Below are 24,754 nucleotides of genomic sequence, written 5' to 3'. Positions count from 1 at the left end.
GTGCGAGGATGGATAGCGCGGCGTCCGGCAGGACGCCTTGTGCCTTGTGCCTTGTAATCTTACATAAAGCACGATAATTTGTAAGATATGATAACCGAACGCGCCTATAAATACCGCTTCTACCCCACGCCAGAGCAGGCAACCCTGCTGGCGCGTACGTTTGGGTGCGTGCGGTTTGTCTGGAACGCGGTGCTGCGCTATCGCACCGATGCGTTCTATCAGCGTCAGGAAAAAATCGGTTACATCGACGCCAGCGCGTTTTTGACACAGTTAAAAAAGCAGCCTGACACCGCCTTTCTGGCCGAGGTCAGTTCGGTGCCACTGCAACAATGCCTGCGCCACCAACAAACCGCTTTCAAGAATTTCTTTGCCAAGCGGGCGCGGTATCCCAGCTTTAAATCCAAAAAGCACCGGCAGTCAGCCACCTTTGCCAGTTCGGCATTTTCGTACCGTGACGGCCAGATCACGCTCGCCAAGTGCCGCGAACCGTTGAGCATTCGCTGGAGCCGCGAGCTACCGTCAGCGCCTAGCACCGTCACCGTGTCAAAGGACGCAGCAGGCCGCTACTTCATTAGCTGTCTGTGCAAGGTAGATACTGAGACGCTGCCGATCACGCCTAACATGATCGGTATCGACCTGGGACTAAAAGACCTGTTCGTGACCAGCGAGGGTCAACGGGTTAATAACCCGCGCCATACGGCACACTATGAGAGGAAACTGGCTCGGGCACAGCGGCAATTGAGCCGTAAGCAAAAAGGCTCTAACAACCGTGCCAAGGCACGGTTAAAGGTCGCTCGCTGTCACGCCAAAATTGCCGATACACGGCGTGACCACCTGCATAAACTCACCCGCCAGATCGTTAACGAGAACCAAGTGATCGCGGCGGAGAGTTTGCAGGTTAAAAATATGGTCAAAAATCGCCATCTCTCTAACGCCATCAGTGATGTTGGCTGGGGGGAGTTGGTGCGCCAGCTTGAGTACAAAGCGGCTTGGGCCGGACGCCAATTCGTCCAGATCGACCGCTGGTACCCAAGCTCAAAACGCTGCCATGGCTGTGGATTTGTCATGGAATCGCTACCGCTCACTGTTCGCACCTGGGATTGCCCAGGCTGTGGCACCGAAGGCATTGACCGTGACCTCAATGCCGCCCGCAACATCCTACAAGCTGGCACCGCGCTATTAGCGGGTGCCGAGCGTTGAAGTAACTACCGAGGGGCACTCGGGAATTAACGCCTGTGGAGTTTGTGTAAGACCGGCAATGCCAGGGCATTGAGGGCAACGGACAGCGAAGCAGGAACCAGGAAGGCAACAACCTGGGAATCCCCTTCCTTTCCGCCGCGAGGCGGCAGCGCAAGCTGAGGGAGGGGAGGATGTCAACTCAGGTTAATGCAGTTGTCATATAGAAGCTGCAGAGTAGGCAGTGGCATAAGGAAACGTGCCTTCAGGGAGTACTATCAAGCAAGGAGCGCTTGAGCACCAGGGATGCATGAACAGGACGTTCATGAAGAAGGATCAGGGAGGAGTCAGTACTGCCCCGGCCAGTCATGGCCGGGGTTTTTTTTGCCTATTCGCCCATCGTGGCTGTAGTGGTCAACTAATACCGGACAGTAATTTAAGGTTTTCCTCAGCCACCATGGTGGGAAGTACCGGGGTCAGTCGGTGCTGTCAGTACCGCTTTCCGGTTTGCTGCTGCCCTGGTGGGCAAGTGGGCTGGCTTCGTCCAGGCGCGGGTGGTTGTTCTTGAAAGCCTGATGCAGGTCGGGCATGGCATCCATGGCCTGGATGGTGTGTGCCAGGGCATGCACGGCTGCCAATACGTCCTGGGTATTGCCGGTTTCCGAAATGGTGTGCATGTTGCGGATGGGGAAGCCCATGGAGGTGGCCGCGCTGTCGATGGAGGCCAGTACGCCTGCCATGCCGTCGGTGCCGGTATCTACCCCGACGATATCCCGCTGCATGGGAATGTCGTGCTCCCTGGCGGCGGTGGCAATGATGCGATTCAACTGCTCACTGGCAATCGAGCCCACCGACAGCGTGAACCCCTTGCCCATTTCCAGCGGCTGCATGCGCTTGTCGCCAATGCCGGGCGCGCCCACGTAATCGTGGTTGACGTCCACGCCGATGATTGCATCGGGCTTCAGCTCGCCCGCCATCACGCGGCTGCCGAAGCGGCCGATCTCTTCGTAGCTGGCAATCGCAAACATGACGCGAACCTTGTCGGTGCCACCGGCTTCGGCAACGAGCCGAGCGGCTTCGGCGGCGACAAAGCAGCCCAGTCCGTTATCCAGGTAGGCGCCGTAGAAGGTATTCGGGCTGAACCCCGGGCGGATGGGACGATTGAAGATGATCGAGTCGCCGGGGCGCACGCCCAGGTTGAGGACTTGCTGCTTCTTGTTCTCTCCGTGAATTTGCAGGTCCAGGTAAATTTGCTCTTTCTTGATGCCCTTGCTGCCATCACGCTGGGCCGGGTCGGAGAAGTGAATCGCGCCCAGGGCTTCCACCGTGCCGCCGTCGATGCGGCGGTAGCTGCCTGGGGCCTCTGGGTCTTCACTGAACAGGGTGACTTCATGGCCGATCAGCACGCCCGGCAGGAAAGAGTCGGTATTGATCCAGATCTTGCCGTCTTCCCCAATCGAGCGAACCTGCATGCGGATCTTGTCGGCATGGCCGATGATCATCAGCTTGAACATGTCGTCCTGGCCCGGATGCGTGTCCAGTACCACACCGGCGTTGCCCTTGAACTGATGCAGGTGCCAGCCCGCCGGGGCAAAGCTTTCGAAATAGGGCTTGAGAACGCCATAGGTCATGGCGCCCTCCAGGCCTACGGGGCTGGGCGCCGACAGAATGTCACGCATCAGGGTGAACTGTGCGTCCGGCATGGGCTGGGTCCAGGGTGTTGCGGTATCAGTCATGGTGAAACCTCACTTACAGCGGTGGTTAGTGATGACTAGTCTGCCAGATTGTGGCGTGTTCTGTCGCCAGTGGGTGGGGCAACGGCGGCGGTTGCATGCGCGCGGGATAAGCGCACCCCCGACCTAGGTGGCCATGACGCGCTGTCTGAAACACCTTACTATGATCATTAACGTATGCACGCTGATGAAACTACCATGGTATCGATGTCCTGGGAGTGTTGCCATGACGGCAGAAACGCTGGTCAGTCCTCGTTTTAAAGTTCTGTTGGCAGGGGTGTTTAGCCAGATATTGTGCATTGGTATTGCGCGATTCGCCTATACCCCGCTATTGCCCGTAATGCAGCAGCAGAGTTGGCTCAATGATGCCGATGGTGGTTGGCTGGCGGCACTCAACTATGCCGGCTACATGCTGGGCGCTGTGCTGGCCGCATCTATCCGCACCTTGCACCTGAAGGATACTCTGTTCCGGACTGGGCTCGTATTGGCGGTGCTGAGTACGCTAGGGATGGCGCTGACCGAGCACTTCTGGGTATGGGCAGGCCTGCGGTTTATCGCGGGGTTATCCAGCAGTGGTTCCATGCTGCTGGCGTCCGGACTGATTCTCCATTGGCTGATTCAGCATCATCAGCGTGGCGAGCTTGGGATCCATTTTGCTGGGGTGGGGGTTGGCATCGTGGTGGCGGCGCTGGCCGTTGAATTCATGCAAGCGCTTGCGCTGGGCTGGCAAGCCCAATGGTGGGGCTTTAGCCTGCTAGGGCTGGTGCTGCTGGTGCCCGCATGGTGCTGGCTGCCTCGCCCCGTAAAGCCGCTTCCAGGCACGTCTGAGCATGCTGCACCGGTCCGGCCGCCCAGCCGTACCTTCATGCGCTTGATGCTGCCTGCCTATTTTTGTGCCGGGTACGGTTACGTCATCAGCGCCACCTTTCTGGTCGCCATCGTCGAGCGTGAACCGCTGCTGGCGGGAGCGGGTAACTGGGCGTTCGCGCTAGTCGGATTGGCAGCGGCTCCCACTGTAATGCTGTGGGATCTGATAGCAAGGCGGATTGGCTACCTGGGCGCCTTGATCGTTGCGATGCTGGTTCAGGTCGTTGGCATTGTGCTGCCTGCCGTCAGCCCGACCTTGCCGGGCGTGCTGGTAAGCGCCGTGCTGTATGGCGGTACCTTTCTGGGCTGTGTGAGTCTGGTATTGACCATGGCAGGGCGGCTTTACCCAGCGAGCCCCGCTCGCTTGATGGGCCAAATGACGCTGGCGTATGGGGCTGCACAAATCGTTGCGCCGGCGCTGACGGGCATGCTGGCGGAAGCCTCTGGGCACTACTACCTGGGGCTTTGGTTGGCCGGTGGCTTCGTGACGACAGGGGCGTTGCTGTTGATATGGTTACGTCGCATCGACTACACGGCGCAGCGGCTGGACGCTGAGGCCAAGGCGCTGGCCGCATAGAAAAAGCGCTGGCGCGACCCAGAGATGCGTGGGCTTCGAGGGCAAAATCCTCTAGGATAGGCGCTTTTTTCTGACAGGGTAGAAGGGCATGGCGTCTTCTGGACAACCGCGTATTCAGTGGCTGGGCCGCTGGGGCTTTGTGTTGGCAGCTACCGGCTCGGCGGTAGGCTTGGGCAATATCTGGAAATTCCCCTATATCACCGGGGAGTACGGTGGCGGCGCTTTCGTGCTGGTCTATCTGGCCTGCATCCTGGCCGTCGGGGTGCCCGTGATGATGACCGAGATCGCTTTTGGTCGTCGTGGTCGCGGTAGCCCCATCGATGCCATCCGCCGGGTGGTCAGCGAATCGGGGCGCTCCTCCGGCTGGTCGTTGATCGGCTGGATGGCCATGCTGTGCGGATTCATGGTTCTGTCGTTCTATGTGGTGGTGGCCGGGTGGTCCTTCTCCTACTTGTGGAAGATGCTCTCCGGTGGTCTGGCGGGCAGCAGCGTCGATGACATGGCGGCGATCTTTGCGGCCAACAACGCCAACCCGTGGGTGCTGGGCGGCTGGAGCACGCTGGTGACGCTGTTGACCATGCTGATCGTGGGCAAGGGCGTACAGGAGGGGATCGAGAAGAGCGTCAGCTGGATGATGCCGGGCCTGGTGCTGATGCTGGTGCTGCTGATCGTGTTTGGCGTGTTTTCCGGTGGCTTTGGTGACGCCGTCCGCTTCCTGTTCTCGTTCAATGCGGGCAGCCTGTCCAGTGCCGGTATGCTGGCGGCGCTGGGGCACGCCTTCTTTACGCTGTCGCTGGCCTCGGGGGCCATTCTCACCTACGGCAGCTATCTCCCCAAAGGGGCCTCCATCGGGCGTACCACGGTCAGCGTGGCGCTGGCCGATACCGTGGTGGCGCTGATGGCCGGGCTGGCAATCTTCCCGGTGATCTTTGCCAACGGCATGAATCCTGGCGAAGGGCCAGGGCTGATTTTCATGAGCCTGCCGCTGGCTTTCCAGGCTATGCCCTTGGGCACCCTGTTCGGTATTCTGTTCTTTTTGATGCTCTCCATGGCGGCACTAACCTCATCCATCTCGATGGTCGAAGCCACCGTCTCCTGGCTGTGCGACAACAAGGGCATCACGCGCCCGGTGGCCGCCTGGTCCACCGGGATCGTGCTGTGGCTGGTCAGCACGCTGGCGATGCTGTCGTTCAATCTGGGCGCTGACTGGACGCTGGCGGGCAGGCACTTCTTTGACTGGTTGGACTACCTGACGTCCCGTTGGATGATGCCGCTGGGCGGGTTGGGCATGGTGCTGCTGGCCGGGTTCGTGCTCAAGAGCGAGACGTTCCGCGACGAGCTGGGGCTGGCTCCGCTGCCCTATACGCTGTGGCTGACCATGGTGCGCTACGTCAGCCCGCTGGGCATCCTGGTCATCTTCGTCGATGCCCTGGGCCTCTATCAGGTCTCGTTTGCCCAGCACTGGCCGTGGCTGCTGGCGATCCTGGTGGCCATGATGGCAGCGGGTGAAACCTTGAGCCCACGCTTGCGCAAGGCCCTGAAAGCTGCCTAGGAGGGCCAATCCTGCCCGGTGTTCAGGCGGCGCTGAAGGTCGTTGAGCTGGCGATGGGCCACGTCCGGGCTGGGCGCATACTCGTCATCAGATCGTTGATAGGACATAAGGCAAACTTTTGGCGTGCGGAATCACTAGCCTAGCGGCTATCGGTGAGAAGTAAACGCCGCGATGGCTCCCGGGTGGGTGCCGGCTTCCAGCAACTCGTTCCAGCGCGTGGTGTAGCGGCGTGAACGGTGCCCGCAGCGCAGCTGCCAGGCGGCGTCCGGGTCGCGCATGCCAAAGTGGATGGTGCCTTGCCCCATCCGCTGGTTGATGGCATCCACCGCCCGCATCACGTGGGGGTGCGCTTTGGCAGGCGGTGCCAGCAGCGAGAGCTGGTACTGCTGGGCGTCTACCAGGTCCACCAGCATGACGCCTGCTTTCATGAACACGTATCCGGGGCGGTACATCTGCTCCATCCCTTCCTTGACGGCCTGCAGAATGAGCCGCGTGTCGTCGGTGGGAGCATCGAGGGGAATCATGGCGCGGGGGGCCAGCTGGGGCAGGTCCTTGCGATGGCGGCTGGTGGTCAGAAACATCAGCACCGCACGGGCCAGACTACCCTGCTGGCGCAGTTTCTCGGCGCTGCGCTGGGCGTGCTGGCGCAATGCATCGTGCAGTTCCTCCTTGCGCCCCGTGGCACGCCCGAAAGAGCGTGAGGTCATGATGCGCTGGCGGGGCTGTTCGACGGCGTTCATCTCCAGGCAAGGCGTGCCGCGCAGCTCGAGGGCGGTGCGCGCCAACACTACCGAAAAGCGCTTGCGCAACTGCCTGGGGTCGCTATCACGCAGCTGCCAGGCGGTACGAATACCGCTCACGGCGAGCTGCTCGGCAAGCCGTCGGCCGACTCCCCATACCTCGCTCACCGGAAGCTGTTTGAGCAGTGCCTGGGTGGTGGCAGTGTGGGCAGCCAGCAGACATACCCCTTGATAGTGGGGCTGCTGCTTGGCCACGTGATTGGCCAGCTTGGCCAGCGTATGCGTGGCCGCCAGCCCAACGCAGACGGGCAACCCCAGGTAACGGCGAACACGGCGGCGTAGCGCCACGCCCATGGCCTGGCACTGGGCGTCATCGAAGCCATCCAGGTAAATGAACATCTCATCAATGGAGTAGGGGGCGACCTCTGGGCAGGCTTCACGCAGCAGCTGTGCCAACCGCGCCGACATGTCGCCGTACAGCTCGTAGTTGGAAGAGCACAAATGGATCTGGCCCCGACGCCGCAGCCCTTCCAGCTGGAACGCTGGCGTCCCCATGGCAATGCCCATGGCTTTCAGCTCGGCAGAGCGCGCAATCACGCAGCCATCGTTGTTGGACATGACGCCCACGGCCTTGCCTTCCAGCGTGGGCTGGAATACCCGCTCGCAGGAAACGTAAAAGTTGTTGGCATCCACCAGACCGATCATGGCAAATACTCATGAATGACGGCGCGCACTACCCCCCATAGCTGGCACTCGGCCTCTTCCAGCGGCAGCGGAGGGTAGTGCGGATGAGACGAGCACAAATGCGGCGTACCGCGATACAGCGCGTAGCGCTTGATCAACAGCTCCTGGTCGAACAGGGCGACTACGATGTGGCCCAGCCGAGGCGGCACGCTGCGGTCTACCACCAGCAGGTCGCCGTCGAAGATGCCCCACCCCTCCATGCTGTCGCCGCGGGCGGTCAGATAGAACGTCTGTGTCGGGTGCTTGATCAGCCGCGTGTTGAGATCCAGCGTGCGTGGCTCGTAATCCTGCGCGGGGGAAGGAAAGCCGCTAAAACCCGCGCGACCACTCAGCGAGGCAAACGGAAGAGGCAAGGGTGTTGACGGCAAGGCGGTCGCAACGGCAGTGGGTTGAGACGGCATCGTCGGGCTCCTCACGAATGAATAGTGTGTTTATATACAGCATTTATGGCCAGTATTCATTCATGCGGAAAAAAATGCAAGGTGCCGGGGCGAAGGTAAGGGTACGAGGAGGCTAACGGGCCAGCCAGAGGCCAACCACCAGCGCACTGATGACCGTGATCCAGAACACGAGATTGCGGGCGCGGGTGTCGCGACGAGGTTTCATCGGGTTGTCTCCAGCAGATAGGAAAGGGTGGCCCACCATGGGCCGCTCGAAATCAGCGCATAGGCTGTGCCAGGCATGGTAACGTTTGGTGCTCGAAGCGTCATCCGGCGCAGGGTTTTTTGTGAAGAGAGAGGGCTGATGAAAGGTTCCGAGTTTAGCGGCAGTACGCCGCTGTCGTTGGCCAATGGGCGCCTGGCGGCCCTGAGCTGGGGGCGCCACGATGCCCCAGTGTGGGTCGCCCTGCACGGCTGGCTGGATAACGCGGCGAGCTTCTCGCGGCTGGCCCCCTTGCTGGTAAAGCGACTCAACATTCGTATCGTTGCCCTCGATTTTCGCGGGCACGGCCACTCGGCCCATGCGCCCTTCGGCAGCGACTATGCGCTGTGGGACTACCTTCACGATGTGCTGGATGCCATGGAGGCGCTGGAGATCGAGCAGGCCACGTTGCTGGCGCACTCGATGGGGGCGGCAGTCTCCTGCCTGCTGGCAGCGGCGCTGCCCGAGCGTGTCGCACGGTTGGTGCTGCTGGATGGCCTGGGGGCACTGAATACGCCCGCAGAGGAGACGGCCAGCCAGCTGCGCAAGGGCCTCACCGCCCACCGCCGCGTCGCTTCGCGCACGCCCCGGTATGCGGATATCGAACAGGCCGTTGCCGCCCGGGTGGCAGGCGGCGTGACGCCGCTGGATGCTATCACGGCCAGGCCGCTGGTCGAGCGTAACACCCAGGCCACGGCGGATGGCAAGGTCGCCATGCGCACCGACAGCCGCCTGCTGAAGCCTTCCCTGGTCCGCCTGACGCCGCAGCAGGTGCTGGCCATACTGGCAGAGATTCAAGCCCCCGTGCTATTGATAGAAGGAGAGCGCGGTATTCTCGGTGAGCGCCAGTGGGCGGTGGCCGCTCGGCAGGCGGTTCCCCGCCTCACTCGCCATGTGCTGGCGGGGGGGCACCATCTTCATCTGGAGCCGCAGGCCGTAGCCCAGGTCGCCGAGGTGATTTGCTGTAGTCCCAGTGGTGAAGAGTAGAGCGGTGAAGAGAAGAATAGAGCGGTGAAAAATAAGAAGGAGGGTGTGCCGTGGTGAGTCTGTTGGCAGGGAGAGCGCTGGGTGAGGGAAACAAGGTGGCTCTGGTGCTGGGCAGCGGCGGGGCCAGAGGCTACGCGCATATCGGCGTGATCGAGGCGCTGGAAGCGCGGGGCTTCGAGATCATCTCGATAGCGGGCTGCTCCATGGGCGCGCTGATTGGCGGTATCTACGCAGCGGGCAAGCTGCCCCAGTACCGGGATTGGGTGTGCCATCTCGACTATCTGGACGTGCTGAAGCTGGTCGATGTGACCTGGAGCCCCATGGGGGCCATGCGGGCCAACAAGGTCATGAGCAAGCTGGAAGAGCTGGTGGGTGACGCACTGATCGAGGATCTGCCGATCTCCGTGACCACGGTGGCCACCGATCTGGTACGCCAGCGCGAAGTGTGGTTTCAAAATGGCCCGCTGCTACGCGCCATACGCGCCTCCATTGCGGTGCCTGGCGTGATTACTCCGGTGAACCTGGGCGAGCAGGTGCTGGTGGATGGCGGGCTGCTCAACCCGCTGCCGATGATGCCCATTCTGGCCGCCCATGAAGCGGATTTTGTGGTGGCGGTGAACGTGACGGCCCATAGCCCGCAGCCGGTGACCCTGGAAGAGCTGCTGCCCCGTGACGAGCCTGCCCCGCCGCAGACCCCCTCGGAGCGCGAGCGAGAGGCCAACATTGGCGGTTGGATGAGCGAAGTGCGCGCCACCACGCGCCGACTGTGGGGCGGCCTGGGCGGCGGTGAAGAAGAGAGCGATGACGATGAAACCGTCGACCTGCGCGGCAAGCGGGAGTGGGGCAAGCTGGACATGATTCTGGAGTCGTTCGATATCACCCAGGCGGCGCTGGCCAAGTACAAGGTGGCCGGGTATCCGCCGGATGTGCTGATCGAAGTGCCCAAAACCGTTTGCAGTACCTATGAGTTCCACCGCGCCAACGAGTTGATTCGCCTGGGGCGCCATCTGGCAGATCAGGCGCTGGAGCGGCGCATGCCCTGTATTGCCTCGGACGCTACCGAGTGAGCTACTGGCCGCGTTTGCGCAGCAGAATATAGACCGCCCCTGTGCCGCCATCCATGTCGGTGGCGGAGCAAAACGCCAGCACGCCAGGCCACTCTCGCAACCAGGCGTTGGTGTGGCTCTTCAAGACAGGGAAATCCGCGCTGCTGCCCCACGCCTTGCCGTGCACCACTAGCACGCAGCGCAGCCCCTGGGCTGCGGCATCGCCCAGAAAGCTCTCCAGCTCCAGGCGGGCCTCTTCCAGCGTGTAGCCATGCAGGTCGAGCCCTGCTTGCCAGGCGGTTTGCCCCCGTTTGAGCTGGCTGAAGGTGCGCCAGGGCAGGTCCGGCACGCTGAACTCCAGGTACTCGGAGGGGCGCACGGCTTCGACACGGCCGTCGGAGGTGCGGCCGCTGCCCTGCAGCGTGCTGCCTTCCACGGCGGCGCGGCGGCGGGCCTCGCGATTGTCGGGTTGCCGTTTGGGTTTGCCGGGGTCCGCCTGGTTGGTGGCAATACGGCGTACGCCTGCTTCCTGCAGTGCCTGGCGAAAGGCACTGATATCGTCGTCGTTGGGCAGGTGTCGCGTCATGGTCGGCTCGGCATCGGTGAAAGTACACGGTGATAGAGACACACAGTATAGCGAGCCCGGTGTCGCTGTGAACCTCGTGGCTGTGAACCGAGCGGCGTCAAAGGTACAATCCTCCCATGATGTCATGTTGCCAGGAGCCCCTGTGACCACGCACTCCCCTGAAGAGCTGTCCACTTCTACGCTTTCACTGCCTGATTCGACGCTGGCACACGAGCTGATAACGCTGCGCGATTACCTGCGCTGGGTCTCCAGCGAGTTTTACCTGGCGGGCCTGCATTATGGCCACGGCACGCAGTCCCCCTGGGACGAAGCGGTCGCCCTGAGCCTGGGCGCGCTGCACTTGCCCTGGAACGTCGACCCCGCCGTGCTCGATGCGCGGCTGCTCCCCATGGAGCGTTCGCGCATCATCAAGCTCGCCCGCGAGCGCATCACCACTCGTCGCCCGTTGCCCTACCTGCTGGGTGAGGCCTTCTTCGCGGGTTACCCCTTCTCGGTAGACGAGCGCGTGCTGATTCCGCGCTCGCCCATTGCCGAGCTGATTGAAGATGGCTTTGCCGCCTGGTTCCCCGAAGAGCCCCCCGCTCGGGTGCTGGACCTGTGTACCGGCTCCGGCTGTATCGGCATCGCCACGGCGCTGGTGCTGCCCACCTGTGATGTCGCGCTGGCGGATATCAGCCAGGACGCCCTGGCCGTGGCGCGCCAGAACATCACCCGTCACGGTGTCGGTGACCGAGTGCGCGCCTGGGAGTCGGACGTGTTCAGCGGCCTTCAGGGGCAGACATTTGACCTGATCGTCTCGAACCCGCCCTACGTGGACGCCCGCGACCTGGCGACCATGCCCGCCGAGTTCCGCCACGAGCCGGACCTTGCGCTGGGCGCTGGCAGCGATGGGCTGGATATCGTCCGGCGTATTCTGCGTGACGCGCGCCGCCATTTGAGCGACGACGGCTGGCTGATCGTCGAGGTGGGCAACTCCGACCGTCATGTAGAGGCCGCTTTCCCCGACGTGCCCTTTATGTGGCTTGACTTCGAGCGTGGCGGCCAGGGCGTGTTTGCCCTGAGCGCCGCTGAACTCGACGCCCATGCGGCGTCTTTTGCGTGAGGAAATAACGCCCATGTCTGGCAACACCTTTGGCAAACTGTTTACCGTCACCACCTTTGGCGAAAGCCACGGCCCTGCGCTGGGGGCCATCGTCGATGGCTGCCCGCCCGGTATCGAGATTAGCGAAGCCGATCTGCAGGGTGACCTGGATCGCCGCCGCCCCGGCAGCTCCCGGCATACTACCCAGCGCAAGGAGCCGGATCAGGTCCGCATTCTCTCTGGCGTGTTCGAAGGCAAGACCACGGGGACCTCCATTGGCCTGCTGATCGAGAATACCGACCAGCGCTCCAAGGACTACTCGAAGATCAAGGATCAGTTCCGGCCCGCCCATGCCGACTACACCTACCATCACAAGTATGGGCATCGTGACTACCGGGGCGGTGGGCGCTCCAGCGCTCGGGAAACCGCCATGCGCGTGGCGGCCGGAGCCATTGCCAAGAAAGTACTGGCGGCACAGGGCATTCAGATTCGTGGCTACATGAGCCAGCTGGGGCCGATCAAGATCGACTTCAAAGACTGGGACAGCGTCGAGCAGAATGCCTTCTTCTGCCCCGATCCGGACAAAGTGCCTGAGCTGGAAAGCTACATGGATCAGCTGCGCCGTGACCAGGACTCGGTGGGGGCAGAGATCACCGTGGTGGCGGAAGGCGTGCCGGTAGGCCTGGGCGAGCCGGTATTCGATCGTCTGGATGCTGATCTGGCGCATGGTCTGATGAGCATCAATGCGGTAAAAGGCATCGAGATTGGTGCCGGTTTTGGCTGCGTGGCGCAGCGGGGCAGCGAGCACCGCGATGAGCTGACCCCTGACGGGTTCCTCTCCAACCATGCCGGGGGCGTGCTGGGCGGTATTTCCAGTGGCCAGCCCATCGTGGCACGGCTGGCGCTGAAACCGACCTCCAGCATCACCACGCCGGGCCGCTCGATCGACGTGCACGGCGAGCCGGTGGAGGTGATTACCAAGGGGCGTCATGACCCCTGTGTGGGCATTCGTGCCACACCGATTGCCGAAGCCATGATGGCCATGACCCTGCTGGACCACTGGCTGCGCCACCGTGGGCAGAATGCCGATGTCAGCGTTGATACACCGGCCATCGGCCAGCGATAACGCCACGGTACGCTTCGGGGTTCGCTGCTACACTCAAGCATGACGGTCAAGGAGTCGCCTATGAAGATCAACGTTGAGTTTGACCTGACGCCGGACGAGTTTCGGCGTTCGCTGGGGCTACCGGATGTCGAGGCGTTTCAGCAAAGCCTGCTGGACAACATCCAGCGCCAGATGGAGTCTGGGGTGGAGGGTTACGACCCCATGAGCCTGATGCGCCCGTTCCTGCAGCAGCCGATGATGCAACAAGGGCTATCGCAGGGGCTGGCCAACTTCGGTACCTACCAGCAGATGATGCTGGACATGCTGCGGCAGGCGGGTTCCAGTGCCACCAGCAGCAGCCAGTCCCGCGAGGAACAAGAGGCACCCAGCACGGCCAGCAGTCGAGGCACCAAGGCGAAAGCCGCCTCGTCACGAACCCGCGCTAAAGGGTAGGGCTGCCGCCAAAGCAGAGTTGTCAAGTGGCAAGCCAGCGATTACTCTTTGTGCGATGCACAATAATTGCGATGTGAATGAGCCACTCCAGGCTCATGCCAGGGAATGAGAGACAGGAGCTACCACAATGCAAGACAAGATGATGGAGGCGTTCAGCGCCCAGACCCGCCAGATGTTCGAGCCGATGCGCAAGATGAACTCGCTGATGCTCAACAACATGGAAAAGATGACCCAGTACCAGCTGGAAGCCATGAAGCGCTACAGCCAGATGGGGACCGAGCGTATTCGCAGCGCCACCGAAATCAACGATGCCGAAAGCCTGCGTGATTTCGGCACCCGGCAAGCGGAAATGATGAACGAGCTTTCCCAGCAGATGCAGGAAGATGCCCGCGCCATGGGCGAGATGACCCTGCAGTTCAAGACAGAAATGGAGAAGCTGTTCAGCGAAGCCGGGCAAAAAATGAGCGAACAGGCCACGGCTACCGCGAAGGGCGAGTCCTCGGCCAAGGCCACCAGCCAGTCGTCACGCAAGAGCTGATATCACATACTGTTCGCGGCGCCGATGAGGCGCCGCGTTCTTTTGGATGAGCTGTCAGAGCGAACAATGCTCGGCACGCGAGGGGGAACTCGTATGCAGTCAGGGTGGAAAATACCGTCTCAACCGCTAACCCAGTCGGAAATGGAGGCCTGGAAAGCTCAATTGGACGACGTCGCCGAGCAGTACAAGGGGCTGCTCGAAGACCTGCTACAGCGCATCGTGCCCAGTGAAGCCGCAGACTCGGTCTACCGTGACATGCGTGAAAGCTTCGAGGCGGCAGCCCAGTCGCTGATGAGCAACCCCAACCTGCTGTGGCAAACCCAATCGCGGCTGATCCAGGACCAGTGGCTGCTGTGGCAGCAGGGCCTTCGCGCCATGGCGGGCGAGCAGGTCACGCCGCTGATCACGCCCCCCAAGCATGACCGCCGCTTCAGCGACGAGGCCTGGCGCCAGGACCCCTACTACATGGCGATCATGCAGCAGTACCTGCTGTTTTCGCAGATGGTCGAGGAGCTGATCGACGGCCTGAACGGGCTGGACCCCACCCACAAGCGCAACCTGGCGTTCTATGCGCGTCAGCTGGTCAGCGCCATGTCGCCCACCAACTTCGTATCCACCAACCCGGAAGTCATGCGGCGTACGCTGGAGACCAAGGGGCAGAACCTGGTGGACGGCCTGACCCGCCTGCGCGAAGACCTGGCCAACTCGGCCGAAGGGATCAACGTACGCATGACCGACCGTAGCGCCTTCGGGGTCGGCGACAACATCGCCGTGACGCCGGGCTCTGTGGTATACGAAAACGAGCTGATTCAGCTGATTCAGTACGCCCCGACCACCGAGAAAACCTTCAAGACGCCGCTGTTGATCGTGCCGCCATGGATCAACAAGTATTACATTCTCGACCTGCGCGATGACAACTCGCTGGTCAAGTGGCTGGTAGAGCAGGGGCACACGGTGTTTCTGATCTCCTGGCGCAACCCTGGCCCTGCTCAACGCGACATCACCTGGGCCGACTACATGCAGCTGGGGCCGATCAGTGCCATGGAGGCCATCGAGCAGGCCTGCGGCGAAAAGTCGGTCAACCTGGTCAGCTACTGCGTGGGAGGAACGCTCACGGCGTCCACGGTGGCCTACCTGACCAGTACGCGTCGTGGCCGCAAGGTCAAGTCGGTGACCTACATGGCGACGCTGCAGGACTTCCGCGACCCGGGCGACATTGGCGTCTTTCTCAGCGAGCGCGTCATTCAAGGGCTGGAGCAGAGCATGCAGCTCAAGGGCTACCTGGACGGTCGCTCCATGGCGTACACCTTCAACCTGCTGCGGGAAAACGACCTGTTCTGGTCGTTCTACATCAACAACTACCTGAAAGGTGACGAGCCTGCGGCGTTCGATCTGCTCTACTGGAACACCGATGGCACCAACCTGACCGCAGGTACCCACGCCTGGTACCTGCGCCACATGTATCTGGAAAATCGCCTGGTAGAGCCCGGTGGCATCGAGCTGGACGACGTCAAGATCGACCTGCGCAAGATCTCGGCGCCCAGCTATTTCGTCTCGACCAAGGAAGACCACATTGCCAAGTGGAACAGTACTTACTACGGTGCGCTGCTGCCCAAGGGGCCAGTGACCTTCGTGTTAGGGGGCTCCGGGCATATCGCCGGGATCGTTAACCCGCCGCACAAGAACAAGTACGGCTACTGGACGAACGACGAGCTGCCGGACTCCCACGATGCATGGCAGCAAGGGGCGACCTTCAACGAAGGCTCCTGGTGGCCGCACTGGCAGGCCTGGGTGACGGAAAACGGCTACGCGGATGCCGACCCGAAGAAAATGGTGCCAGCCCGTCAGCCCGGAGAGGGGCAGTTAAAGGTGATCGAGCCCGCCCCAGGCCGCTATGTGAAAATGACCATTCCAGAAGTGCTGGGGGAAACCCCCTCGGCCCGCTAAAAGCAAGGCCCCCGCTCGCCGGTCAACGGCGTCAATGCGGGGGCCCGGCAGCAGGCAGGGCTAGCAAGGTGCGTTATCCTGCGCGGCGACGTACAACCCCAGGCAGCAACAGCAGGCCTGCCAGCAGCCAGGTGGGCCAGCTACCCATGCGGGTGAAGGGCGTGAGCCCCTGCATGGCGTGGAACTCGCCGGTCAGGTAGGTGGTTTCGAACTGCGGTGCACGGTCGACGAGCCTGCCGCGGGGGTCGATGATGGCGGTAATGCCGTTGCTGGTGGCACGCACCACGTAGCGGCCATTTTCCAACGCACGCAGGCGCGCCATTTGCAGGTGTTGGTGCGGGCCGATGGAGGCGCCGAACCAGGTGTCGTTGGAGACCGTGACGATGACATCGCTATCCATGGCGCGGTTTGCCACCAGTTGCGGGTAGATGATTTCGTAGCAGATCGCGTTGCCGATGGTGACCCCGGCGGCCTGCATGGGCACCTGATCGGAGGCCCCTTTGCTAAAGCTGGACATGGGTAGGTCGAAGAAGTTGATCGCCCCGCGCAGCACGCTTTCCAGCGGCAAGTACTCACCGAACGGTACCAGGTGCTCTTTCTGGTAGCTGCCTTCCACGTTGCCGATGCCAATCACACTGTTGAAGTAGCGATTGGCCTCGTCCAGTTGCACGATGCCGGTAAGCAGCGCCGTTTCAGGTGGCAGGTTGCTCTGCACGCGCTCCAGTACCGGGCGCGCCTGACTGTCGACCATGGGCAGCGCGGTCTCTGGCCATAGGATCAGGTCAGCATCGTCTGCGACCTGACGGGTCAGGTCGCTGTAGATGTTGGCAGCGCTGCGCTGGCCTTCCGGTGTCCATTTCAGTAGCTGCGGAAGGTTGCCCTGAAGCAGGGCCACGCGAGTGGGTTCGTCCACCGGCGTGGTCCAGTGCTGGGGCAGTGCCAGAGGCGTGAGCCAGATGGCCGCCAGCGGCAGCGCTGCCCACCACTGACGGCACAGGAAGGCCACACCCAGGGTGCCGCTCAAAACGACCAGCAATGAGAGCCAATAGACACCGCCGACCGGAGCCCAGCTGGCCAAGGGCGAGTCGACGTAGCTCGACCCCACCAGTAGCCAGGGAAACCCGGTAAACAGATAGGTGCGCAGTACCTCACCCAGTACCCAGGCACCGGCGAAGGTCACTACTGCCCAACGGGGGCCGACGAAGCGTCGATAGAGCCAGAACGTACCCGCGAAAAACAGCGCCAGTACGGTCACGAACAGCGCGGTGAGAAAGACCGCCAAGGGCATGCCGGTATAGCCGTAATCATGGATCGAGACGTATACCCAGGAGGTGCCGCTGGCAAACAGCGCGACCCCGTACAGCCAGCCCTTCAGCGCGGCCTGAGCCGGGCTCAGCTGATGCAGGCCCAGAAAGAGCAGGCCAATGGCGACAGGCCCCAGCCACCAGAGTTCGAAAGGGGAGGCGGTGAGCGTGGTAAAACCACCGGCCACCAGGGCGGCCAGCAGTTGAAGTGGTAACGTGGGAGTCAACCTCATAGCAATATCCTGTCAGCAGGGTGCAACGGTAACGCAGCGCCAGTGGTGGCTAGTCGGTGTCGGTCTCGTCGTCGGCATCGCGTTCACGATAGGCCTCGAGCAGGCGGATGCGCCGGTTATCGGCATTCAGAATGATAAAGCGCCAACCGCCTAGCGTAGTGTGCTCGCCACGGCCGGGCAGGTGGCCGAATTGCTGCATGACCAGCCCCCCCACGGTGTCGAACTCATCATCGGAGAAGGCCGTGCCAAAGCGTTCATTGAAGTCTTCGATGGGCGTCAAGGCACGGATGGCGAAGTGGCCGTTTTCCAGCGTGCGGATATCGTCCTCTTCGTCGGTATCGTGCTCGTCCTCGATATCCCCGACGATCTGTTCGAGGATATCTTCGATGGTGATGATGCCCGCGGTGCCGCCATACTCGTCCACGACGATGGCCATGTGGTTATGGGTGTCGCGGAACTCCTTGAGCAGGCTGTTGAGGCGCTTGGATTCGGGAATGAACATGGCCGGACGCAGCACGTCTTCCAGCTTGAAGGCGTCGCGCTGTGCCTGGGTCTGGGAGAGCAGCGGCAGCAGGTCCTTGACCAGCAGAATGCCTTTGACGTCGTCGAGATTTTCACCCACCACCGGGTAGCGGGAGTGGCCGGTCTCCTGGATCAGCGGTAGGTAGTCGTCACTGGTCTGGTCCAGGGCGATGGCGGTGACCTGAGAGCGCGGGATGAGGATTTCGCGAACCTGCTGGGCGCTGATCTCGAGGGCGCCTTCAATGATCATGATAGCGTCCTGATCCAGTTTCAGCTTGCCGGCCGTGTGGCGTAGAAACGTCATTAGCTCATCTCGTGAGCTGGGTTCGTCGCTGTCTCCGGAAAGGGCGCCAAAGAGTTTCTCGAGCCATGATTTTTGATTGGGGTTGCTCGATCGGTCTTCGCTCATTGCGTCAGTTCTCTCAGTTACGGGCAAGGTAGTTCGATAAAGGGGGATGATGACCGCTCATCGTTGTATCACTGAGTGGCGGCAGACACCACCGCTAGCGGCAGCTTTCTGCAACAAAACCGCTCACGCCTGATAAGGGTCATCGATCTTCAGGGTCGCCAGCAGCTCCCGCTCGAGCTGCTCCATCTCTTCGGCTTCCTGCTCTTCGATATGGTCATAGCCCATCAGGTGCAGTGTGCCGTGAACCACCATGTGTGCGTAATGGTGCTCCAGCAGCTTGTGCTGCTCATGGGCTTCCCGGGCCACCACCGCGTGGCAGATGACCAGATCGCCCAGCAGTGGCAGCGTGATGCCAGGCGGGTTCTCGAAAGGAAACGACAGCACGTTGGTGGGCTTGTCCTTGCCTCGGTAGTCGCGGTTCAGCGCCTGACTCTCGGCTTCATCCACGAAGCGGATGGTCAGCTCCTGGCGGTCGTCGTCTGGATGGCGAGCAAACACGCAGCTCACCCATTGGGTGAGCTGGTCGAGAGAGGGCAGCAGCGGTTCGTCGATGGCCGCTTGCCGATCGATCATCGGCTCGTTCATTGGTCGCCGTCTCCAGCGCGATTGCCCTGGCGTTCGAGGGCCAGCATGCGCGCTTCGCGCTCTTGCTGACGCGCCTCGCGGCGGGCGCGTTCGGCCACTTCCTGCTGCGACTCGAACTCGTCATAGGCTTCGATAATGCGCTGCACCAGCGGGTGACGCACCACGTCCTTGGCGGCAAAGTGGGTCACGCCGATGCCGGGGGTCTCCTTGAGCACGTCCAGCACCTGGGAAAGCCCCGAACGCTGGCCGCGCGGCAGGTCCACCTGGGTGATGTCGCCGGTGATCACCGCCGTCGAGCCAAAGCCGATCCGCGTCAGGAACATTTTCATCTGCTCCGGCGTGGTGTTCTGGCTCTCATCGAGAATGATGTAGGAGTTGTTCAACGTACGGCCACGCATGTACGCCAGCGGCGCGATTTCGATTACCTGACGCTCGATCAGCTTGGCCACCTGCTCGAAGCCGATCATCTCATAGAGCGCGTCGTACAGCGGGCGCAGGTAAGGGTCGATCTTCTGGGCCAGGTCGCCGGGCAAGAAGCCCAGCTTCTCGCCTGCTTCGACGGCCGGGCGCACCAGCAGGATGCGGCGCACTTCCTGCTGGTTGAGCGCCTCGACTGCAGCGGCCACTGCCAGGTAGGTCTTGCCAGTACCCGCAGGCCCAATGCCGAAGTTGATGTCGTGTTCGCGGATGCTCTGCACGTAGCGCTGCTGGTTCAGGCCGCGGGGTTTGATCATGGCACGGGGGGTGCGCATGATCACCTCGTCGCTGCCGCCTTCGCCGTCCTCTTCTTCCTCCAGGGCCTCTAGCCCGGACTCCTGCAAAAACAGGTGGACGGTATCCGCCGATAGCTCGGTGGCTGCCGTTTCACGGTACAGGTGCTCGAGGACATTGGCGGCTGCCTTGATGCGGTTGGCCGCACCGGCCAGCTGAAAAACGTTGCCACGGTTGCGCAACGTTACGTCCAGGCGGCTCTCGATCAGCTTTAGGTGCTCGTCCTGCTGGCCGCAGAGGCTGGCAAGGCGCTGCGGGTCATTGGGTTCAAGGCTTAGGGTAATGATGCGATTGGCCTGAGGTGATGGCTGGCTCAAGAGTAGGAAACCCTTTCGTTGGTGTGTGTACGTTTCAGCTTAATGCCCCGACGGGGTCGGGGCAATTACCCAGGATAAGAGAAGGCTCAATAACGCTCGGCGGAGGCCAGTTCACCACGCAGCGAGTTGGGCAGCGCTTCGGTGATCTCGACATCGACGAAGTAGCCAATCAGCTCGGTGGGGTTGGCAGCACGGAAATTGACGACCCGGTTGTTCTCGGTGCGCCCGGAGAGTTGGCCGGGGTCCTTGGGCGAGAACCCGGTCACCAGAATGCGCTGGGTAGAGCCCACCATACGGCGGCTGATTTGCGCCGCCTGCTGCAGGATGCGTTCCTGCAGAATGGCCAAGCGCTGCTTCTTGACGTTTTCCGGGGTGTCGTCGGGCAGGCTCGAAGCGGGAGTACCCGGGCGCGCCGAGTAGACGAAGCTGAAAGAGTGATCGAAGCCAATGCGATGGATCAAGTCCATGGTGGCTTCGAAATCCTCTTCGGTCTCGCCGGGGAAGCCGATGATGAAGTCGGAGGAGAAGCTGATGTCCGGGCGGTTGGCGCGGATGCGCTCCATCTTCTCGATGTACTCTTCCGCCGTATGGCCGCGCTTCATGGCGCTCAGGATGCGGTCGGAACCAGACTGTACCGGCAGGTGCAGGTGGCTCACCAGCTCCGGGATGTCGGCAAAGGCATCGACCAGGCTATCGGTGAACTCCACCGGGTGCGAGGTGGTGAAGCGGATACGGTCGATACCGTCCACGGCGGCAATGCAGGCGATCAGCTCGGCCAGGTCGATCTCGTCGCCATCCTCATTGTCGCCGCGGTAGGCGTTGACGTTCTGCCCCAGCAGGTTGATTTCCCGTACGCCCTGGTCGGCCAGGTGGATGACCTCATCCATGACGTCTTCGAAGGGGCGCGAGACTTCTTCGCCGCGGGTGTAGGGCACCACGCAGAAAGTGCAGTACTTGGAGCAGCCTTCCATCACCGATACGAACGCCGTGGCGCCATCCGACTTGGGCTGGGGCAGGTGGTCGAACTTCTCGATTTCGGGGAAGGTGACATCTACTGCCGCAATCTGGTTGTTCTTGCGGGCGTCGAGCATCTGGGGAACGCGATGCAGGGTTTGCGGCCCGAAGATCATGTCCACGTAAGGTGCGCGTTTGCGCAGCGCTTCGCCTTCCTGGCTGGCCACGCAGCCACCTACGCCAATGACCAGTTCCGGGTTGGCGTCCTTGAGCTTCTTCCAACGGCCCAGTTGATGGTAGACCTTGTCCTGTGCCTTTTCACGAATCGAGCAGGTGTTCAGCAGAATGACGTCCGCTTCCTTCTCGTTGTCGGTGAGTTCCAGCTGATGGGATTCGCCGAGTAGGTCTGCCATCCGAGAGGAGTCGTACTCGTTCATTTGGCAGCCGTGCGTTTTGATGAAGAGCTTCTTCGCCATCGGTACCTGTCGTCTATGGGTCGTCTTTCTGAAGAGACGAGGGATGAATGAAAAAATCGTTGGGCAGTCGCCTGCCGCTGAATGGCTGCATTATACGGACACACCGAACCAGCGGCTAGCACTGCACTTGTAATCGAGACTTGACCCGCGCGTTTCTATCAGTATACTACGCACCGTGTTTGAGCAGTTCCTCGATAGCTCAGTTGGTAGAGCAAATGACTGTTAATCATTGGGTCGCAGGTTCGAGTCCTGCTCGAGGAGCCAAACACCAACCCGAACTCTCGGCAAATGACTGAAAAGTTAACAGGTTGGCAAAGGTTCTCGCTCAAGCGCAATAGCGATGCAGATGTTCCTCGATAGCTCAGTTGGTAGAGCAAATGACTGTTAATCATTGGGTCGCAGGTTCGAGTCCTGCTCGAGGAGCCAATTCGCTATTCTGCTTTTATTGCCGAAGCATGTTTCGTTGCTGACGCACAGATGTTCCTCGATAGCTCAGTTGGTAGAGCAAATGACTGTTAATCATTGGGTCGCAGGTTCGAGTCCTGCTCGAGGAGCCATTTCATTTCTCCATGTATGATCGATCTAGCCGATCAATTCCCTTCCCTTCCCTTTCGTAGTACGCCGTATTTCCTTTTTCTCTATCTCTAGTGCTTATCAAGCTCTAATGCATATCAAACTCTGGTGCATGGCAAGGCTTTGTTGTGTCCGTTGCGTTTGCTCGAGGCGTTTAATGATGCCCTGTCGCCAGCTTTTTCGGTAGCATGAGCATCAGAACGGTAACGAACGTTGGAGAAGCGCGTGAAGGATGCAACTGGCTTGCAGGCGCTGCAGGTCTTTAAATGTTTGAGCGACGAGACGCGCTTGATGCTGGTACTGCTGATCGCCCAGGAGCGGTCGCTGTGCGTGTGCGAAATGACCTATGCGCTCGAGGAGTCGCAGCCCAAGGTGTCGCGTCACCTGGCACAGTTGCGCCAGTGTGGCCTGTTGATCGACCAGCGCGAAGGGCAGTGGGTGTATTACCACCTTGCGCCTCAGCTGCCTGCATGGGCCATGGAGATCATCGAGGCGGGGGCAAAAGGCAGCGAAGTGCAGCTGGCTGGCTTGACGAAGCGCCTGTTGAAGATGGGCGATCGGCCAGCTCGGCGTGCGGCCTTGTGCTGACGGGGTGGGCGGTTCCATCAGTCGATTCGTTCATATAGCAAAACGCCAGCCCAAGGGCTGGCGTTTTGCATGGAGCGTTCTGCGCGGGTCGTTTTGCCTGGACAGGCTGCCCCGTCGCCGTCAGGCGTCGGGGCAGGGGCTGCTCAGCGGCGTGCCATGCGCTGGGCTTTCTCCAGGTGTGCGAAATCGAGCAGGATTTCGGCGGCTTCCAGCACATGAGCGCGGTCGACGGGAGCGGCTTCGTCGCGCTCGGTGTCGGTCTCGTCATCCTGGGTGCCGTCGCTGCGGGCATCCATCCACTCTTCCAGTTCTGGGAGACCCAGTGCGCGGCGGCGCTGGTTTTCCAGTGACAGCTGCTCGGCTTCCTGAGCTTCCAGCTCGCGCTGGCGCTGTTCGCGGTTCAGGCTGACGCTGGTGTGCTGTTCGCGCAACTGGCGGGCCAGGGTGGATTGGCGCTCCAGGTAGCGGAAATTGGGGTTACCCTTGGCGCGCTCCTCATGTAGCGAGATGAGGGTGGGCAGGAGCGTTTCCGGCGAGCCGTAGCGACGATACTGAACGTTCTGGACGGTGTCCCAAGGCAGGGCGTTGTCCAGGCTGCTCTCCCCAATGCGCTCGGGATCGATCAGGCTGGGGAAGGCGATGTCCGGCTCTACGCCGCGATTCTGGGTGCTGTCGCCAGAGATGCGGTAGAACTTGGCGCGTGTCAGCTTGATCTGGCCATGGCTCAGGTCGTTGAGGGTCTGTACCGTGCCTTTGCCAAAGGTCGAGGCGCCCACCACGATGCCGCGGCCATAGTCCTGAATGGCGCCCGCGAAGATCTCGGAGGCCGATGCCGACAGGCGGTTGACCAGAACGGTCAGGGGGCCGTCGTAGACCGTGCCTGCTTCGGTGTCGCCGTAGAGCTGGATGCGGCCCTGGGCGTCACGCACTTGTACCGTGGGGCCGCGATCGATGAACAGGCCGATCAGCGAGTTGGCTTCCTGGAGGGCGCCGCCGCCGTTATTGCGCAGGTCGAGCACGATGCCTTCCACACCCTCTTTCTTGAGGTTGTCGATCTCACGAGCCACGTCACGGGTGGTGCTGCGGTACTCGTCTTCTCCTGCCTGCCAGGCATCGAAGTCGACGTAGAAGGTCGGTACGGTGATGACGCCGATACGGTGCGGCTCGCCATCGCGCATGACTTCAATAACTTCGCCCTTGGCGGCCTGGTCTTCCAGGCTAACGGTGTCGCGGGTGATTTCCACGATTTGCGAGCGGGTCATGTCCACCGCCTGAGCAGGCACGACGTCCAGGCGAACCACCGAGCCCTTGGGGCCGCGAATCAAATCGACCACGTTGTCCAGGCGCATGCCCACCACGTTGATCATCTCGCCATCTTCCTGGCCTACCGCAATGATGCGGTCAGCGGGCTCCAGCACTCCGGCGCGGTCGGCGGGGCCACCGGGCACCAGGCTGGAGACCTTGACGTATTCACCGTCGGCTTGCAGCAGGGCGCCGATACCTTCCAGCGAAAGGCTCATCTGAATGTCGAAGGATTCACCCTGGCGGGGCGACAGGTAGCCCGTGTGTGGGTCGATGGTGCTGGACACTGCGGCCATCAGTAGACCGAAAACGTCTTCCGATTCGGTCTGCCGCAGGCGGGTCAGCTGGCCTTCATAGCGCTGGCGCAGGTTGTTCTCGATCTGCTCATCGTCCTGACCGGTGAGTGCCAGGGTCAGGGCGTCGTTCTTGAGGCGCTTGCGCCACAGTTCATCGAGCTCGCTTTCACGGCTGGCCCAGGGGGCGCTTTCACGATCCACTTCCAGGCGTTCGTCGCTTTCGAACTCCAGCGAGAGGCCTTCGTCCAGGCGTGCCAGCAGCCACTCCAGGCGAGAAGTGTGGCGCTCGCTCAGGCGGTTGTAGAGTGCAAAGGCATCGTCCAATTCTCCTTCGAACAGCGCCTCGGCCATATCGTTTTCCAGATGACGATAGGGTTCAATATCACGGTTGAGCAAATAGGCACGCTGACCATCGAGAATGTCCAGGTAGCGCTGGAAAGCCTCCTCGGACCACTGCGGGTCAAAATTAATGTTCGCGTAGTGGCCATAGCGGAGCGAATCCGCAATTTCTACGGCCGCTTGGCGTTGTTCGTCTGTCGGCGCCAGTTGGGCCATCGCCGCCGGGCTGGTCACCACCAGCATGACAGCAAGGGCGACCGAGCGCGAAAGCGTTGCAAACAAGCTCATCAGTCAAGCTCTCCCGGATTTGT

The 24,754-nt window shown here is 61.5% G+C and carries 21 protein-coding genes and 3 tRNA genes; 14 read left to right on the top strand and 10 right to left on the bottom strand.

Going from position 1 to position 24,754, the window contains the following annotated elements:
- Nucleotides 1–87: 87 nt before the first annotated feature.
- The gene (locus KVY02_RS11805) at nucleotides 88–1,200 is read left to right on the top strand and encodes an RNA-guided endonuclease TnpB family protein (RefSeq protein WP_205738322.1); all 1,113 of its coding nucleotides are present in this window, start codon (nucleotides 88–90) and stop codon (nucleotides 1,198–1,200) included.
- A 452-nt stretch (nucleotides 1,201–1,652) separates the two neighbouring features.
- Here the strand turns inward: KVY02_RS11805 and KVY02_RS11800 are convergent, their stop codons facing one another.
- A complete protein-coding gene (locus tag KVY02_RS11800) occupies nucleotides 1,653–2,912 on the bottom strand; it encodes a M20/M25/M40 family metallo-hydrolase (protein ID WP_218313586.1) in 1,260 nt (419 codons plus the stop codon).
- Between the two features lie 223 nt (nucleotides 2,913–3,135).
- On the opposite strand from KVY02_RS11800, the gene KVY02_RS11795 reads away from it, so the two are divergent.
- Nucleotides 3,136–4,353, top strand: coding sequence for a YbfB/YjiJ family MFS transporter (locus tag KVY02_RS11795; RefSeq protein WP_016914457.1), 1,218 nt, complete (start codon nucleotides 3,136–3,138; stop codon nucleotides 4,351–4,353).
- A gap of 88 nt (nucleotides 4,354–4,441) precedes the next feature.
- Entirely contained in the window at nucleotides 4,442–5,905 is a 1,464-nt protein-coding gene (locus KVY02_RS11790; RefSeq protein WP_218313585.1) for a sodium-dependent transporter, read from the top strand.
- Between the two features lie 146 nt (nucleotides 5,906–6,051).
- Here KVY02_RS11790 and KVY02_RS11785 read toward each other — a convergent pair whose 3' ends face one another.
- Nucleotides 6,052–7,350 (bottom strand): Y-family DNA polymerase, encoded by a 1,299-nt coding sequence (locus KVY02_RS11785; RefSeq protein WP_218313584.1) that lies wholly within the window; start codon nucleotides 7,348–7,350, stop codon nucleotides 6,052–6,054.
- Nucleotides 7,347–7,790 carry a LexA family protein gene (locus KVY02_RS11780; protein WP_016914453.1) on the bottom strand — a complete coding sequence of 148 codons (444 nt, stop codon included), beginning with the start codon at nucleotides 7,788–7,790 and terminating at the stop codon, nucleotides 7,347–7,349. The genes KVY02_RS11785 and KVY02_RS11780 overlap by 4 nt, the downstream gene beginning before the upstream one ends.
- 343 nt (nucleotides 7,791–8,133) lie before the next feature.
- On the opposite strand from KVY02_RS11780, the gene KVY02_RS11775 reads away from it, so the two are divergent.
- Both KVY02_RS11775 and KVY02_RS11770 read left to right on the top strand, forming a co-directional pair.
- Entirely contained in the window at nucleotides 8,134–9,018 is an 885-nt protein-coding gene (locus tag KVY02_RS11775; RefSeq protein ID WP_016914451.1) for an alpha/beta fold hydrolase, read from the top strand.
- A 50-nt stretch (nucleotides 9,019–9,068) separates the two neighbouring features.
- Entirely contained in the window at nucleotides 9,069–10,085 is a 1,017-nt protein-coding gene (locus KVY02_RS11770; protein WP_200885474.1) for a patatin-like phospholipase family protein, read from the top strand.
- A gap of 1 nt (nucleotide 10,086) precedes the next feature.
- Here KVY02_RS11770 and KVY02_RS11765 read toward each other — a convergent pair whose 3' ends face one another.
- Nucleotides 10,087–10,650: a Smr/MutS family protein gene (locus KVY02_RS11765; RefSeq protein ID WP_039181106.1), complete on the bottom strand. Its 564-nt coding sequence runs from the start codon at nucleotides 10,648–10,650 to the stop codon at nucleotides 10,087–10,089.
- A 124-nt stretch (nucleotides 10,651–10,774) separates the two neighbouring features.
- Between KVY02_RS11765 and prmB the strand changes: the two genes are divergently transcribed.
- The 5 genes from prmB to phaC all read left to right on the top strand — a co-directional run bounded on the left by prmB (nucleotide 10,775) and on the right by phaC (nucleotide 15,774).
- Nucleotides 10,775–11,752 (top strand): 50S ribosomal protein L3 N(5)-glutamine methyltransferase, encoded by a 978-nt coding sequence (gene prmB / locus KVY02_RS11760; protein ID WP_176212910.1) that lies wholly within the window; start codon nucleotides 10,775–10,777, stop codon nucleotides 11,750–11,752.
- 13 nt (nucleotides 11,753–11,765) lie between these two features.
- Entirely contained in the window at nucleotides 11,766–12,857 is a 1,092-nt protein-coding gene (aroC, locus tag KVY02_RS11755) for a chorismate synthase (RefSeq protein WP_081137533.1), read from the top strand.
- Between the two features lie 60 nt (nucleotides 12,858–12,917).
- Entirely contained in the window at nucleotides 12,918–13,289 is a 372-nt protein-coding gene (locus KVY02_RS11750) for a DUF6489 family protein (RefSeq protein ID WP_081137535.1), read from the top strand.
- A 127-nt stretch (nucleotides 13,290–13,416) separates the two neighbouring features.
- Nucleotides 13,417–13,827 (top strand): phasin family protein, encoded by a 411-nt coding sequence (locus tag KVY02_RS11745; RefSeq protein ID WP_081137536.1) that lies wholly within the window; start codon nucleotides 13,417–13,419, stop codon nucleotides 13,825–13,827.
- Between the two features lie 93 nt (nucleotides 13,828–13,920).
- Complete coding sequence (gene phaC, locus KVY02_RS11740) at nucleotides 13,921–15,774, top strand: class I poly(R)-hydroxyalkanoic acid synthase (RefSeq protein WP_193460675.1); 1,854 nt, start codon at nucleotides 13,921–13,923, stop codon at nucleotides 15,772–15,774.
- Nucleotides 15,775–15,847: 73 nt separating this feature from the next.
- Here the strand turns inward: phaC and lnt are convergent, their stop codons facing one another.
- From lnt to miaB, 5 genes are all read right to left on the bottom strand, one after another.
- Entirely contained in the window at nucleotides 15,848–17,311 is a 1,464-nt protein-coding gene (lnt, locus tag KVY02_RS11735; protein ID WP_218313583.1) for an apolipoprotein N-acyltransferase, read from the bottom strand.
- Between the two features lie 49 nt (nucleotides 17,312–17,360).
- The gene (locus KVY02_RS11730) at nucleotides 17,361–18,242 is read right to left on the bottom strand and encodes an HlyC/CorC family transporter (protein WP_026001772.1); all 882 of its coding nucleotides are present in this window, start codon (nucleotides 18,240–18,242) and stop codon (nucleotides 17,361–17,363) included.
- A gap of 123 nt (nucleotides 18,243–18,365) precedes the next feature.
- Nucleotides 18,366–18,827, bottom strand: a complete 462-nt coding sequence (gene ybeY, locus KVY02_RS11725; protein ID WP_016914441.1) for an rRNA maturation RNase YbeY — start codon at nucleotides 18,825–18,827, stop codon at nucleotides 18,366–18,368.
- Nucleotides 18,824–19,915: a PhoH family protein gene (locus KVY02_RS11720; protein WP_218313582.1), complete on the bottom strand. Its 1,092-nt coding sequence runs from the start codon at nucleotides 19,913–19,915 to the stop codon at nucleotides 18,824–18,826. The genes ybeY and KVY02_RS11720 overlap by 4 nt, the downstream gene beginning before the upstream one ends.
- Nucleotides 19,916–20,001: 86 nt before the next feature.
- Nucleotides 20,002–21,345: a tRNA (N6-isopentenyl adenosine(37)-C2)-methylthiotransferase MiaB gene (gene miaB, locus KVY02_RS11715; protein ID WP_218313581.1), complete on the bottom strand. Its 1,344-nt coding sequence runs from the start codon at nucleotides 21,343–21,345 to the stop codon at nucleotides 20,002–20,004.
- 188 nt (nucleotides 21,346–21,533) lie between these two features.
- Here miaB and KVY02_RS11710 point away from each other — a divergent pair.
- From KVY02_RS11710 to KVY02_RS11695, 4 genes are all read left to right on the top strand, one after another.
- A tRNA-Asn gene (locus KVY02_RS11710) sits at nucleotides 21,534–21,609 on the top strand.
- A gap of 86 nt (nucleotides 21,610–21,695) precedes the next feature.
- Nucleotides 21,696–21,771, top strand: a tRNA-Asn gene (locus tag KVY02_RS11705).
- Nucleotides 21,772–21,826: 55 nt separating this feature from the next.
- Nucleotides 21,827–21,902: transfer RNA gene (locus tag KVY02_RS11700), tRNA-Asn, on the top strand.
- Nucleotides 21,903–22,209: 307 nt separating this feature from the next.
- Nucleotides 22,210–22,506: a metalloregulator ArsR/SmtB family transcription factor gene (locus KVY02_RS11695; protein WP_237718591.1), complete on the top strand. Its 297-nt coding sequence runs from the start codon at nucleotides 22,210–22,212 to the stop codon at nucleotides 22,504–22,506.
- 143 nt (nucleotides 22,507–22,649) lie between these two features.
- On the opposite strand, the gene KVY02_RS11690 is transcribed toward KVY02_RS11695, so the two are convergent.
- On the bottom strand, nucleotides 22,650–24,731 hold the full coding sequence (locus KVY02_RS11690) for a carboxy terminal-processing peptidase (RefSeq protein ID WP_218313580.1): 2,082 nt from the start codon (nucleotides 24,729–24,731) through the stop codon (nucleotides 22,650–22,652).
- Nucleotides 24,732–24,754 lie beyond the last annotated feature (23 nt).

The sequence above is a fragment of the Halomonas sp. 18071143 genome (assembly GCF_019211725.1).
Lineage (GTDB): Bacteria > Pseudomonadota > Gammaproteobacteria > Pseudomonadales > Halomonadaceae > Vreelandella > Vreelandella stevensii.
The sequence above is the reverse complement of the archived record's forward strand: the minus strand, read 5'-3'. Positions and strand labels throughout refer to the sequence as shown.

What these genes read in the sequence shown, in the direction of transcription:
- KVY02_RS11790 (WP_218313585.1), top strand. Translation starts at nt 4,442, where the DNA reads ATGGCGTCTTCTGGACAACCGCGTATTCAGTGGCTGGGCCGCTGGGGC.
- KVY02_RS11695 (WP_237718591.1), top strand. Translation starts at nt 22,210, where the DNA reads ATGCTGGTACTGCTGATCGCCCAGGAGCGGTCGCTGTGCGTGTGCGAA.
- KVY02_RS11750 (WP_081137535.1), top strand. Translation starts at nt 12,918, where the DNA reads ATGAAGATCAACGTTGAGTTTGACCTGACGCCGGACGAGTTTCGGCGT.
- KVY02_RS11765 (WP_039181106.1), bottom strand. Translation starts at nt 10,650, where the DNA reads ATGACGCGACACCTGCCCAACGACGACGATATCAGTGCCTTTCGCCAG.
- lnt (WP_218313583.1), bottom strand. Translation starts at nt 17,311, where the DNA reads ATGAGGTTGACTCCCACGTTACCACTTCAACTGCTGGCCGCCCTGGTG.
- KVY02_RS11780 (WP_016914453.1), bottom strand. Translation starts at nt 7,790, where the DNA reads ATGCCGTCTCAACCCACTGCCGTTGCGACCGCCTTGCCGTCAACACCC.
- KVY02_RS11690 (WP_218313580.1), bottom strand. Translation starts at nt 24,731, where the DNA reads ATGAGCTTGTTTGCAACGCTTTCGCGCTCGGTCGCCCTTGCTGTCATG.
- prmB (WP_176212910.1), top strand. Translation starts at nt 10,775, where the DNA reads ATGTTGCCAGGAGCCCCTGTGACCACGCACTCCCCTGAAGAGCTGTCC.
- KVY02_RS11775 (WP_016914451.1), top strand. Translation starts at nt 8,134, where the DNA reads ATGAAAGGTTCCGAGTTTAGCGGCAGTACGCCGCTGTCGTTGGCCAAT.
- KVY02_RS11730 (WP_026001772.1), bottom strand. Translation starts at nt 18,242, where the DNA reads ATGAGCGAAGACCGATCGAGCAACCCCAATCAAAAATCATGGCTCGAG.
- KVY02_RS11795 (WP_016914457.1), top strand. Translation starts at nt 3,136, where the DNA reads ATGACGGCAGAAACGCTGGTCAGTCCTCGTTTTAAAGTTCTGTTGGCA.
- KVY02_RS11785 (WP_218313584.1), bottom strand. Translation starts at nt 7,350, where the DNA reads ATGATCGGTCTGGTGGATGCCAACAACTTTTACGTTTCCTGCGAGCGG.
- KVY02_RS11800 (WP_218313586.1), bottom strand. Translation starts at nt 2,912, where the DNA reads ATGACTGATACCGCAACACCCTGGACCCAGCCCATGCCGGACGCACAG.
- miaB (WP_218313581.1), bottom strand. Translation starts at nt 21,345, where the DNA reads ATGGCGAAGAAGCTCTTCATCAAAACGCACGGCTGCCAAATGAACGAG.
- phaC (WP_193460675.1), top strand. Translation starts at nt 13,921, where the DNA reads ATGCAGTCAGGGTGGAAAATACCGTCTCAACCGCTAACCCAGTCGGAA.
- KVY02_RS11745 (WP_081137536.1), top strand. Translation starts at nt 13,417, where the DNA reads ATGCAAGACAAGATGATGGAGGCGTTCAGCGCCCAGACCCGCCAGATG.
- ybeY (WP_016914441.1), bottom strand. Translation starts at nt 18,827, where the DNA reads ATGAACGAGCCGATGATCGATCGGCAAGCGGCCATCGACGAACCGCTG.
- KVY02_RS11805 (WP_205738322.1), top strand. Translation starts at nt 88, where the DNA reads ATGATAACCGAACGCGCCTATAAATACCGCTTCTACCCCACGCCAGAG.
- aroC (WP_081137533.1), top strand. Translation starts at nt 11,766, where the DNA reads ATGTCTGGCAACACCTTTGGCAAACTGTTTACCGTCACCACCTTTGGC.